14 protein-coding genes are annotated in these 11,871 nt (G+C 72.6%); 10 read left to right on the top strand and 4 right to left on the bottom strand.

The genetic code is table 11. The features are described from left to right. The 7 genes from CCN39_RS20740 to CCN39_RS20710 all read left to right on the top strand — a co-directional run. A partial coding sequence (locus CCN39_RS20740) for an ABC transporter ATP-binding protein (RefSeq protein WP_086844396.1) occupies window positions 1–499 on the top strand: 499 nt, incomplete at its 5' end. 28 nt (window positions 500–527) lie between these two features. Then, a complete protein-coding gene (locus tag CCN39_RS20735; RefSeq protein ID WP_086844394.1) occupies window positions 528–1,379 on the top strand; it encodes a branched-chain amino acid ABC transporter permease in 852 nt (283 codons plus the stop codon). After that, window positions 1,376–2,452, top strand: coding sequence for a branched-chain amino acid ABC transporter permease (locus tag CCN39_RS20730; RefSeq protein WP_086844392.1), 1,077 nt, complete (start codon window positions 1,376–1,378; stop codon window positions 2,450–2,452). Before CCN39_RS20735 ends, CCN39_RS20730 begins: the two co-directional genes overlap by 4 nt. Further along, window positions 2,439–3,755, top strand: coding sequence for an ABC transporter substrate-binding protein (locus CCN39_RS20725; protein ID WP_086844390.1), 1,317 nt, complete (start codon window positions 2,439–2,441; stop codon window positions 3,753–3,755). Before CCN39_RS20730 ends, CCN39_RS20725 begins: the two co-directional genes overlap by 14 nt. Window positions 3,756–3,814: 59 nt before the next feature. Next, the gene (locus CCN39_RS20720) at window positions 3,815–4,381 is read left to right on the top strand and encodes a TetR/AcrR family transcriptional regulator (protein ID WP_086844388.1); all 567 of its coding nucleotides are present in this window, start codon (window positions 3,815–3,817) and stop codon (window positions 4,379–4,381) included. Between the two features lie 91 nt (window positions 4,382–4,472). Further along, window positions 4,473–4,892, top strand: coding sequence for an HPF/RaiA family ribosome-associated protein (locus CCN39_RS20715; RefSeq protein ID WP_244210893.1), 420 nt, complete (start codon window positions 4,473–4,475; stop codon window positions 4,890–4,892). A 123-nt stretch (window positions 4,893–5,015) separates the two neighbouring features. Further along, window positions 5,016–6,170: an MFS transporter gene (locus CCN39_RS20710; protein WP_434781118.1), complete on the top strand. Its 1,155-nt coding sequence runs from the start codon at window positions 5,016–5,018 to the stop codon at window positions 6,168–6,170. Window positions 6,171–6,242: 72 nt separating this feature from the next. On the opposite strand, the gene CCN39_RS20705 is transcribed toward CCN39_RS20710, so the two are convergent. After that, window positions 6,243–7,385, bottom strand: coding sequence for an MFS transporter (locus CCN39_RS20705; protein ID WP_244210891.1), 1,143 nt, complete (start codon window positions 7,383–7,385; stop codon window positions 6,243–6,245). A 59-nt stretch (window positions 7,386–7,444) separates the two neighbouring features. Here CCN39_RS20705 and CCN39_RS20700 point away from each other — a divergent pair, with 59 nt between their 5' ends. Beyond that, the gene (locus CCN39_RS20700; RefSeq protein ID WP_244210890.1) at window positions 7,445–7,879 is read left to right on the top strand and encodes a MarR family winged helix-turn-helix transcriptional regulator; all 435 of its coding nucleotides are present in this window, start codon (window positions 7,445–7,447) and stop codon (window positions 7,877–7,879) included. Window positions 7,880–7,899: 20 nt separating this feature from the next. On the opposite strand, the gene CCN39_RS20695 is transcribed toward CCN39_RS20700, so the two are convergent. The 3 genes from CCN39_RS20695 to CCN39_RS20685 form a co-directional block, all read right to left on the bottom strand. Then, a complete protein-coding gene (locus CCN39_RS20695; RefSeq protein WP_086844384.1) occupies window positions 7,900–8,109 on the bottom strand; it encodes a hypothetical protein in 210 nt (69 codons plus the stop codon). A gap of 71 nt (window positions 8,110–8,180) precedes the next feature. Continuing rightward, window positions 8,181–8,837, bottom strand: coding sequence for a response regulator (locus CCN39_RS20690; RefSeq protein ID WP_086844382.1), 657 nt, complete (start codon window positions 8,835–8,837; stop codon window positions 8,181–8,183). Then, the gene (locus CCN39_RS20685) at window positions 8,825–10,024 is read right to left on the bottom strand and encodes a sensor histidine kinase (protein WP_086844397.1); all 1,200 of its coding nucleotides are present in this window, start codon (window positions 10,022–10,024) and stop codon (window positions 8,825–8,827) included. Before CCN39_RS20685 ends, CCN39_RS20690 begins: the two co-directional genes overlap by 13 nt. Before the next feature lie 124 nt (window positions 10,025–10,148). On the opposite strand from CCN39_RS20685, the gene CCN39_RS20680 reads away from it, so the two are divergent. Further along, a complete protein-coding gene (locus CCN39_RS20680) occupies window positions 10,149–10,883 on the top strand; it encodes an ABC transporter ATP-binding protein (protein WP_086844380.1) in 735 nt (244 codons plus the stop codon). 2 nt (window positions 10,884–10,885) lie between these two features. Beyond that, the coding region (locus CCN39_RS50750; protein WP_167455131.1) for an ABC transporter permease at window positions 10,886–11,871 on the top strand (986 nt) is incomplete at its 3' end.

Raw genomic sequence — 11,871 nt, 5'->3', positions numbered from 1 at the left:
GGACCGGATCGCCCGCGGCGGGGTGGCGCACGTGCCCGAAGGCGGCGGCGTCATCACCGAACTGACCGTCGACGAGAACCTCCGGCTGGGCGCGCTGTGGCGGCGGGACCGCGCCGATCGCGCCGCCGCGCGGACCGAAATGTACGAGCTTTTCCCGGCCCTGGAAGAACGTTCGGCGAAACCCGCCGCCACGCTCTCCGGCGGCGAACGGCAGATGCTCGCCATCGGCCGGGCCCTGATGAGCCGGCCGTCGCTGCTGCTGCTCGACGAACCGTCGCTCGGCCTCGCGCCGCTCATCACCGCCCGGATCATGGGCATCCTGCGCGACCTGCGGGCCACCACCGGGCTCACCGTCGTGCTCGTCGAGCAGAACGCGCACTCCGCGCTGTCCATCGCCGACCGCGGGTACGTCCTCGCGCTCGGCCGGGTCGTCGCGGTGGACACCGCCGCGGAACTCCTGGCGGACGACGGCCTCCGCCACGCCTACCTCGGCTTCTGAGCGTCACCATGGAGGTGATCGGTCCGGTATGCAGGACTTCTTCGACCTGACCCTCGGCGGGATCTCGGCCGGCGCGGTGTACGCGGCGCTCGGGCTCGCCCTGGTCATCATCTACCGGGCCACCCGGGTGGTGAACTTCGCGCAACCCGCCCTCGCCCTGATCTCCACCTACCTCGCCTACTCGGTGACGAAGGCGACCGGCAGCTACTGGCTCGGGTTCGCCGTCGCGATCGTCGCCGGGACCCTGCTGGGCGTCGCCACCGAACGGCTGCTCATCCGGCCGCTGCGGCACCGCTCCGAGCTCAGCTCGATCATCGTCACGCTCGGGCTGCTGCTGGTGCTGCAGGCGGTCGCGGGCATGATCTGGTCCAACGAGCCGCTGGCGTTCCCGTACGCCTTCGACTTCCGCGGCCGGTTCTCCGCCAACGACCTGTTCGTCGTGCTGATCGTCGTCGCCATCGCCGCGCTGGTGCTGGTGGTGTTCAAGTACACGCCGCTGGGCCTGCGGATGCGGGCGGCCGCGTTCGCCCCGGAGGTCGCCCGGACGCTCGGCGTGCGGGTCGGCCTGATGCTCACCGCGGGCTGGGGGCTGGCCGCCGGCGTCGGCTCGCTGGCCGGGCTGCTCGCCACCCCGCCGTTCCTCTTCCCGAACGTGCTGGACGGCGTCTTCGTCTACGCGCTCACCGCGGCGGTCCTCGGCGGCCTCGACAACCCGCTGGGCACCATCGCCGGCGGGTTCGTCCTCGGCGTCGGACTGTCCTATGTGTCCGGCTACTTCGGACCGGAGATGGTGACGATCGCCGCGCTGGCCATCCTGGTCGTCGTGTTGACGCTGCGGCCCAGCGGGCTGTTCGGCCGGGCCAAGGTGAGGCGGGTATGAGCGTGCGCACGGAAGCCCCGGAAGTCGAAGTGGCGCAGGTCGGGAAGCGCCGGACACTGCCGCCGCTGCTGGTCCACACGCTCGCCGCGCTGGGCGCGCTCGTGGTGGTCGTGCTGCTGACCCTGGTCACCGACGAGTTCACCAACCTGCGGATCGCGACCATCGGCTACTACCTGGTCGCGGTGGCCGGGCTGACCCTGCTGACCGGCCTCACCGGGCAGGTTTCGCTGGGCCACGGCGCGTTCATGTTCATCGGCGCCTACACGGTGGCCCTGCTGGTGAAGCACGTGCCGTCGTTCCCGCTGTGGGCCGACCTGCTGCTGGCCTCGGCCGCCGGCGGGCTCGCCGGGCTGCTGGCCGGCGCGGCGGCGGCCCGGCTGCGCGGCCCGTACCTCGCCGGGGCGACCCTCGCCCTGGCGGTCGGCCTGCCCGCCCTGACCCGGAAGTTCCCCGACTTCCTGGGCGGCAGCAACGGGCTGAGCTTCACCGTCCACAGCAGACCGTCCGCGGTGGTCGGGGTCGTCCCGGAACTGCGCTGGCAGACCTGGATCGTCTGGCTCAGCGTGCTGCTCGCGCTGGTGCTGGTGGTGAACATCGTCCGCGGCCGGCTCGGCCGGGACTTCCGCGCGGTCCGCGACGACGAGGTCGCCGCCGCGCTGAGCGGGATCGCCGTCGGCCGCACGAAGATCCTCGCGTTCCTGGTCAGCGCGGTGTGCGGCGGCCTGGCCGGTGGCCTGCAGGCGTTCCTGCTGGGCACCGCCGCGCCCGGCTCGTTCACGCCCGCGCTGTCGCTGAGCCTGCTGGCCGCGGTCGTGCTGGGCGGGCTCGGCTCCCTGTGGGGCGCGCTGTGGGGCGCGGTCGCGCTCGTGTACTTCCAGGCCTGGTCCGAGGACCTCGCCGACGTCCTGCACCTGAACACCGACGTGGCCAACAACCTCCCGCTCGCGGTGTACGGCGTGATCCTCATCGTCGTCGTGCTCGCCTTCCCGCGCGGCATCCAGGGCGGCTTCCACCGGCTCGGCGCGCTCCTCCGCCGATCCGCGAACCAGAAGGAGAACCATGAGAAGGACTGAGCTCGGTGCGGGTTTCCTCGCCCTCGCCCTGGCCCTGACCGCGTGCGGTGGGGCGGGGGAGAGCGACGGCGGAGGTCAGCAGGCCGCCACCGATTCGGCCGTCGGCGTCACCAAGGACACCGTCGTCATCGGCACCCACCAGCCGCTCACCGGCCCGGCCGCGCCCGGGTACAGCAAGATCTCCGCCGGCGCCCGCGCGGTCTACCAGGCGATCAACGACGGCGGCGGGATCAACGGCCGCAAGATCGACTACCACGTGGAGGACGACGGCTACAACCCGACGAAGACCGTCGAGGTCGTCAAGAAGCTCGTCCTGCAGGACAAGGTCTTCGCGATCGTCGGCGGCCTGGGAACGCCGACGCATTCGAAGGTGGTCGACTACCTCAACGCCGAAGGCGTCCCCGACCTGCTGGTGTCCTCGGGTGCGCTCGCCTGGGACAACCCGCAGAAGGCGCCGATGACCTTCGGGTACCAGGTGGACTACACCCGGGAAGGCAAGATCCAGGGCAAGTACGTCAAGGACACCTTCGCCGGCAAGAAGGTCGGCTACTTCACGCAGAACGACGACGTCGGCCGCGACACCCAGGCCGGGCTCGACCAGTTCGTCAAGGACCAGGTCGTCGTCAAGCAGGGCTACGACAGCGCGAACACCGACGTCACGCCGCAGCTGTCCGCGCTCAAGGCGGCCGGCGCGGAGGTCGTGGTCTGCGCGTGCATCCCGGCGTTCACCGCGCTGTCGATCCTGGCCGCGGCGAAGATCGGGTACAGGCCGCAGTTCGTGGTCAGCAGCATCGGCGCGGACCCGGCGACGCTGTCCGGGCTGCTGCAGGACTTCGCCAAGCGCGGCGGCGCGAGCGTCTCCAGCGGGCAGCTGCTGGCCGGCCTGATCGGCACCGGCTACCTGCCGGACGTCGCCCAGACGTCGGACCCGTGGGTCGCCTACTTCAAGGGCATCCACGACAAGTACATCCCGAAGGAGCCGTTCACCAACACGGTCATGTTCGGCATGGTGCAGGCCTACACGTTCGGCCAGGCGCTGAAGGCGGCCGGGCCGGACCCGACGCGGCGGAAGGTCGTCGACGCGATGAGCTCCGGCGCGCTGAAGGGGCCGGGCCTGACGCCGTTCGGGTTCTCGAAGGACTCGCACGCCGGGTACACGGGCGCGTTCGTGTTCAAGATCAACCCGGACACCACGACGACGGTGCTCCAGCCACCGGCCGTGACCGACCGCGGGACGGGCGCGATCACCCCCTACTCCGGTGAGCGGGCCACTCCCGAGCAGGTCAACCTGGTGAGCAAGTGACGATCGGGCCGGCTCGTGGCTGCCGCGGGCCGGCCCGTCCGCTCACATAGGGTGGCGACATGAGTGTCAGGGAGAAGGTCGTGCGGGCGGCGGTGCGGCTGTTCGCCGAGAAGGGCTTCGAGGCGACGACGGTCCGCGAGATCGTCGAGGAAGCCGGCGTCACCAAAGGCGGGCTGTACCACTACTTCGAGTCCAAGGACGACCTGCTCTTCGAGATCTACGCGGCGATGCTGCGCATGCAGACGCGGCGGATGGTGACGATCGCCGAGTCGGACCTGCCGCTGCCGGAGCGCCTGCACGCGATCATCGCCGACGTCGTGGTCACGAGCATCGCCGACCTCGACGCGGCGACGGTGTTCTTCCAGTCGTTCCCGCTGCTGGAGAAGTCCAAGCAGGTCCAGGTGCGCGCGGAGCGGCGGACGTACCACGAGCGGGTCCGCGACCTGGTCGCCGAGGGCCAGCGCGCGGGGGTCTTCCGCGGTGACGTCCCGGCCGACCTGGTGATCAACTACCACTTCGGCGCGATCCACCGGCTGGGCATGTGGTACCACGCCGACGGGGAGCTGTCGGGGGAACAGGTGGGGAAGCACTTCGCGGACCTGATGCTGCGCAGTCTCCGTCCCTAGCCTGTCCTCGAAGCGGTTGTGGTCGATCGGCTTCGTTTGACTTCGCCGCCTCCGTGGTACTGAGCGGAATCAACGCTGTCCGATTCGGAGGGTGCTCGTGCAGATCCAGGTCAACACCGACCACAACATCCACGGTGGCGAACGACTGGCCACCTACGTGACCACCGACCTGGAGCAGAGCCTGTCCCGGTTCGGCGCGTGGTTGACCGGGGTGGAAGTGCACTTCAGTGAAGACAGCGGCGGCAAGCCGGAAGACAAGAAGTGCGTGATCGAGGCACGGCCGGGCGGCAAGCAGCCGGTGGCGGTCACCCACCACGCGGCCACTGTGGACGACTCCTTCGCCGGGGCGACGCAGAAACTGGTGCGGGTGCTGGATTCCCGGTACAACCGCGCCCACGACCACAAGGGCAGCGACAGCATCCGGCACATGCCGGCTCCGGCGGACCCGGATCAGGTCGGCGTGATCGAGGACGGCGGGAACTCCCGCGACACGACGCCGGGCATCGGCTAACCTCGGGTTCGTGTCGAGCCCCGAAGCGTCCAGGAACGGGCTGCCGGTCTTCCCGGCGGTCCGGTGAGTTCCGCTTCCCGGTTCCCCGGGTGACCACGAAATCGTCCGTCGATCTCGTGCTCCCTGGAGTTTCGCGTGCCCTTGTACTTCCTCGCCCTGGCGGTGTTCGCCATGGGCCTGTCCGAATTCATGCTCGCCGGGCTGGTGCCCGGCATCGCCGCCGCGCTGGGGGTTTCCCTGGCCCAGGCGGGTTACCTGACCTCCGGTTTCGCCGTCGGCATGGTCGCCGGCGCGCCGCTGATGGCCGCGCTCGCACGAGCGTGGCGTCGTCGCACCGCGTTGCTGTGTTTCCTGGCGCTCTTCGCCGCGACCCACGTCGTCAGCGGGCTGACGACGTCGTTCGCCGTCCTGCTCGGGATGCGGGTGCTGGCCGCGGTGGCGAACGCGGGCTTCCTCGCCGTCGCCCTGACCGCGGCCACCGGGCCGGCGCGACCGGGCCGCGCGCTCGCTGTCCTGCTGGGCGGCACGACGGTGGCGTGCGTCGCCGGGGTGCCGGGCGGGGCGCTGCTCGACGCGGCGTTCGGCTGGCGGTCGGCGTTCTGGGTGGTCGCCCTGCTGTGCCTGCCCGCCTTCGCCGGGGTGTGGCGGATCCCCGACACCCCGGCGGGGGCGAAGCCGGCCAGGCTGCGGGCCGAGCTGGCCGAGCTGCGCACGCTGGCCGGCGTGCTCGCGCTCGCCGCGCTGGTCAATGCGGCCACGTTCGGGGTCTTCACCTACCTGGCACCGCTGGCCGGCAGTGTCGCACCGGTGGCCCTGGCGGCTTTCGGAGGCGGGTGCTTCGCCGGCGTCACGGCGGCGGGGCGCCTCGCCGACCGGTGGCCGGGCCGGGTCGTCGCGGCCGGGGGCGCGTCGCTGCTCGGCGGCTGGGTGGCCATGGCCCTGACCGCGCACATCCCGGCCGCGCTGATCGCACTGGCGTTCGTCCAGGGGGCGTTGTCGTTCGCGGTCGGCAGCACGGTGATCGCCCGGAGCCTGCACCTGGCGAAGGGCGCACCGACAATGGCGGGATCGTACGCAACGGCGGCCCTCAACAGCGGCGCAACGGCCGGCCCCCTGCTGGCCGGCGCGCTGCTCGGCACGGTGAGCCCGTTCTGGGTCGCCGGCGCCTTGGTCGCGGCGGCGATGGTGCTTGCGCCGGTGGTGCGCCGGGAGTTGACGCGGGTGCCGGAGGGCTCCGGTGCTGGGGGCGCGGAGTCGCGGGCGGATCAGCTGGAGTGAGGAGGCGGCAGACGCTCCGGGGCGCCGCGGGGCCGATCGCCGCGGCGCTTGGCCCGTTGCCGCCCGGAGCACTCATGCCGATACTCGCCTGTCCTGCCGTAGCGAGTACAGCGCGATGCCCAACCCGCCCAAGGTGAGTGCTGCCGCCACCAGGTAGATCGGCCGCGGGCCGCCCGTGTCGACCACCTGGCCGCCCAGCCAGCCGGCGACTGCCGCCGCCAGCTGGTAGGCCGAGGCGTTGACCGCCACCGCCAATGTCGGGGCCGCGCCCGCCGCGGTGATCACCCGGGTCTGCATGCCCGGCACGATGGCGAAGGCGAGCGCGCCCAGCAACACCGTCGACACCGCCGTCGCGACCTGGTTGCCGCCGGCCAGCCAGGCCAGGGCCAGCACCCCGGCCAGCGTCGCGAGCAGGCCGGCCAGCGACGGCAGCAGTGCCCGGTCCGCCAGGCGGCCGCCGACGGTGTTGCCGGCTACCGCGCCGGCGCCGTAGCCGAGGAGGAGCACCGGGACGGCTCCGGCGGGGAAGCCGCCGATCTCGGTCAGCAGCGGGGCGAGGTACGTGAAGACGGCCAGGACTCCCACGTTGCCGGCCGCGGTCAGCGCGATCGCCAGCTGGACCCGGCGGTCGGCGAAGACGCGCAGCTCGCCGGTCACCGGGCCGGTCGTCGGCGACGGGCGGTCCGGGACGAACCGCAGCACCGCCAGCAGCGCCAGGGCGGCGGCGGCCGAGACCGACCAGAACGTCGCCCGCCAGCCGAGGTGCTGTCCGACGACCGTCCCCAGCGGGGCGCCGAGGACGATGCCGAGGTTCAAGCCCAGTGCCACCTTCGCCACGGCGGACGCCTGCCTGCCCGGGCGGGCCTCCGCCGCCGCGGTCGCGATCGCGACGGCGAAGAAGGTGGCCACCACCAGGCCGGCGAGCACCCGGGAAACCAGCAGGAGCGGGTAGGCCGGGGCCATCGCGGAGGCCGCGTTGGCCAGCACGGCCGCGGTGACCAGCCCGATGATCAGCGGTTTCCGCGAGACCCGCGCGGTCAGCAGCGTGACGATCGGGCCACCGGCGATCATGCCGATCGCGTAGGCGGTGGTCAGCAGACCGGCCGCCGAAAGCGGGATCGCCAGCCCGCCGGCGACGTCCGGAAGGATGCCCGACACCACGAATTCGCCGGTCGTGAGGCTGAACACGACGAGCATGAGCGAAAAGACGACCACCGAACCCCCAGTTGGTTCGAGTTGTAATGATTCGAGCTAGAACTATCACAGTTCGAACCATGGGGGCTAGAGTTGCGGGCATGTCGAGCGAGGAGATCGATCGCGACGTCTGCAAGCTGGTCCACGGACTCGCGCGCACCCTCGACGGCCACGTCCGGCGGGTCGCGGACGCCATGGCGCTCACCCCGAGCCAGGTGGTGGCGCTGCGCGAGCTGTCGGAGCCGATCACCGCGCGCGAGCTGGCCGCGCGCATGGCGTGCGAGGCCTCGAACGCGACGTTCGTGCTCGACCGCCTCGAGGAACGCGGGCTGCTCAACCGGCACCCGCACCCGACGGACCGGCGGGCCAAGCAGATCGTCCTCACCCCGGAGGGCGACCGCCGGCGAACCGAAGCGGTGAAGCTGCTGGGCGACAGCTCGCCGCTGGGATCGCTGCGCGCGGATCAGCAGGAGGCCCTGCGGGATCTGTTGCGTGCCTTGGCTTCCGAGGGCTGAGGGGCCGCGCGGTTCGACGATCAGGAAGAGTGGCGCTGCTCCCGGCGTCGCCGGACGTAGTGGGTGATCAGCAAGCCGATCATCACCACCGCGATCCCGCCGGCGACCGTCCGCACCGGCAAACCCCAGCCCAGCACGGGGCCCGCCGCGTTGACGGCGGAACTGACGACCAGGACCAGCCACAGCAGAACCGGGCTCGAAGAACGCGTCGAAACGTTGTCGTTGTTCATGCCGTGAACGCTAAAGAACCGCGACGGTCACGAGAATGCCGTCCGCACCCGGATGCGGGGTGGTGCCTGCGCTACCCCGCGTCCCGCCCGAGGTACGCCAGCACCGCCAGCACCCGGCGGTGCCCCGCGCCTTCGTCGGACGGCAGCCCGAGCTTCGCGAAGATGTTCCGGATGTGCTTGAGCACCGCACCGTCGCTGACGACCAGCAGCTCCGCGATCGTGCTGTTGTTGTAGCCCTCGGCCATCAGCGCCAGCACTTCGCGCTCGCGGGCGGTCAACGCGGCCAAGGGGTCCGCCGCGCGGCGGCGGGCCATCAGCTGGGCGATCACCTCGGGGTCCATCGCCGTCCCGCCCTTCGCGACGCGCCGGAGCGCGTCCAGGAACCGCTCGACCTTGCCGACGCGCTCCTTGAGCAGGTAACCCACCCCGCCGACGCCGTCGGCCAGCAGCTCGACCGCGTAGCTCGTCTCCACGTGGGCCGACAGCACCAGCACCGGCAGCGCCGGGTGGATCTCGCGGGCGCGGACGGCGGCCCGCAGGCCCTCGTCGCGGTGGGTCGGGGGCATGCGGACGTCCATCACGACCGCGTCGGGCCGCTCGCCCTCGATGAACGCCAGGAAGTCCTCGGCGTTGGCGACCGCGGCGGCCACCTCGATGCCCGCCGTCTTCAGCAGCAGGGAGAGGCCTTCGCGCAGCAACGCGTCGTCCTCGGCGATCACGACCCGCATGGCAGCTCCACTCGCAGCACGGTCGGCCCACCGGGTGGGCTGGTCAGGGTGAGGGTTCCGTCGAAGGCTTCGGCGCGGCGGCGGATACCGGCCAGCCCGCTGCCCTGTGCCTCTTCGGCGCCGCCGCGGCCGTCGTCGCGGATCTCCAAGCACAGCAACGACGCCGTGCCGCCGAGCACGATGTCCACTTGGGACGCGTCGGCGTGCTTGGTGACGTTGGCCAGCGCCTCGGCGGCGACGAAGTACGCGGCGGCCTCGACCGCCGCCGGGCGGCCCGGCTCGTACTCGACGTCGACCGCGGCCGGCACCGGGCTGCGCTCGGCGAGCGCGCGCACCGCCCCGGCCAGGCCGCGTTCGCTCAGCAGCGGCGGGTAGATGCTGCGGACGACCGTGCGCAGCTCGGCCAGCGCGTCGGTCGCGGTGTCCTGGGCCTTCACCAGCAGGTCGCGGACGGTGGCCGGGTCGCGGTCGTACAGCTGGCCGGCGATGCCCAGCTGCAGCACGACCGCCGCGATCCGCGCCTGCGTGCCGTCGTGCAGGTCACGCTCGATGCGCCGCAGCTCGGCGCCGTGGGCTTCCAGGGCCGCCGCCCGGGTCGCGGTCAGCTCGGCGACCCGGTCCGCCAGCACGACGCCGGGCGCGGGCCGCAGCAGCCGCCGCGCGATCCCCGCCTTCCACCGGGCGGCGCGCGGCACCAGGAGGAACAACGCCGCCATCGCGACCCCGGTGAGCACGCTCAGCCCCGCCATCGGCCACGAGTTCACGACCAGGCCGAGGGAGCCTTCGATGCCGCCGGGGACGGCCGGCCAGACCACGGCGAAGACGACCTGCTGGAGCGCGCTCAGCGGCAGGCCGAACGCCAGCGCACCCATGATCGTCCCGGTCGCGGCGTGGATCGCCAGCCACCCGAGGTCGCGGCGGGTCGCCGGGTCCTTCAGCGGGGAGCCGTCGCGGTAGGGCTCGGGGATCGGTTCGCCGAGGTGCCGCGCGGCCTGGCGGCGGTCGACCCCGACCGGCCACCTCGACAGCCGGATCATCGGCGCCAGCGACGGGATCCCGATGCCGAACGGGCACAGCAGCAGCACGGCGAACAGCCCGGTGAGGGCGAACATCGACAGCAGCGACGTGCCGGCGCCGACCACGAGGTAACGAACCGCCGACCAGCACTCGCGCAAGCGGGTCGTCACGGCCACAGTGTCCCACCCCACCGCCGGGGTAGTGCTGGCGCTACCCCGGATCCACCTCTCCACGGGATCGATCCGCCGTCCGCGCCGCCCTAGTTTTCCTTGGGAGAGAACGAAGGGGATCGCAATGACCACAGCGTATGCGCTGGAACTGACCGGGGTGCGGAAGGTGTACGGCTCCGGCGACGGCGCCGTCACCGCGCTCGACGGGGTGTCGGCGGGGGTGGCCCGGGGGACGTTCACCGCCGTGATGGGCCCGTCCGGCTCGGGCAAGAGCACCTTCCTGCACTGCGCGGCCGGCCTCGACCGGCCGACGTCGGGGCGGGTGCTGCTCGGCGGCACCGAGATCGGCGGGCTGAAGGAACGCGAACTGACCGAGCTGCGGCGCACCCGGATCGGGTTCGTCTTCCAGGCCTACAACCTGCTGTCGTCGCTGAACGTGCTGCAGAACATCACGCTGCCGCTGCGGCTCGCCGGGCGCAAGCCGGACCCGCAGTGGCTGCGGGAGATCGTCGACGGCGTGGGGATCGCGAACCGGCTGGAACACCGCCCGGCGGAGCTGTCCGGCGGGCAGCAGCAGCGCGTCGCGATCGCGCGGGCGCTCGTCACCCGGCCCGAGGTCGTGCTGGCCGACGAGCCGACCGGCGCCCTCGACACCCGCACCGGGCGCCAGGTGCTGGACCTGCTCCGCGCGATCGTCGAGCAGATGGGCCAGACCGTCCTGATGGTCACGCACGACCCGGTCGCGGCGTCGGCCGCGCACGGCGTGCTCTTCCTCGCCGACGGCAAGCTGGCCGGGCACCTCCCGCACCCCACTCCCGAGCGGGTGGCGGAGCGGATGACGCACCTCGGGGAGTGGTGAGCGTGCTGGACCTCGCCTGGCAGACGATCCGGAGCCGGCTCGGCGGGTTCGCCGGCGCCTTCATCGCGATCCTGTGCGGCACCGCCCTGGTGGCCGCGTGCGGGATCCTCATGGAGTCCGGCCTGCGTGCCGGTGTCCCCACCCAGCGCTACGCCGCGGCGGCCGTCGTCGTCGGCGGGGCGCAGTCCGTGCGCCCGCCCGGCGCCGACGCCCTGTCCACCGAGCAGGTCGGCGAGCAGCCGTCGGTCCCGGCGGCCCTGGCCGCGCGGATCGCCGGGGTGCCCGGGGTGCGCGCGGCGGTCGCCGAGCAGAGCTTCCCGGCGCAGGTCGTCACCCGCGACGGGCGGGTGCTCGCCGACCGGGAGTCGCTGGGGCACAACTGGGACGCGGCCGCGCTGGCGCCCTTCGCCCTGCGCGGCGGCACCGCGCCCGCCGCCGCGGACGAGGTCGTGCTGGACGCCGATCTCGCGCGCCGGGCCGACGTCGGCATCGGCGGGCAGGTGCGGATCACCACCCGGTCCGGGCCGGTCGTGTTCGAGGTGAGCGGCGTCGTCGACGGCGGGTCGCGCCAGTCGGCGCTGTACTTCACCCCCGAACGGGCCGCGGAGCTGGCCGGGCGGCCGGGCCAGGTGCACGCGATCGGCGTCCTCGCCGACCCCGGGGTCGCACCGGAGACCCTGGCCGAGCGGGTGCGCGCCGTCGCCGGCGGCGCCGAGGTGGCCACCGGTGTCGAGCGCAGCAGCATCGAGTTCCTCGACGTCAGCCAGACACGGGTGCTGCTGCTGGCCATCGCCGGCTCGTTCGGCGGGTTCGCGCTGCTCATCGCCGTGTTCGTGGTGGCGAGCACGCTGGCCCTGACCATCAACCAGCGCCGCCGGGAGTTCGCGCTGCTGCGCGCGGTCGCGGCGACCCCGCGGCAGATCCGCAAGCTCATCGGCACCGAGACGACGCTGATCGCGCTCGTCGCCGGGGTGCTGGGCAGCGTGCT

It is taken from the genome of Amycolatopsis kentuckyensis (assembly GCF_002155975.1).
GTDB lineage: Bacteria > Actinomycetota > Actinomycetes > Mycobacteriales > Pseudonocardiaceae > Amycolatopsis > Amycolatopsis kentuckyensis.
The sequence above is the reverse complement of the archived record's forward strand: the minus strand, read 5'-3'. Positions and strand labels throughout refer to the sequence as shown.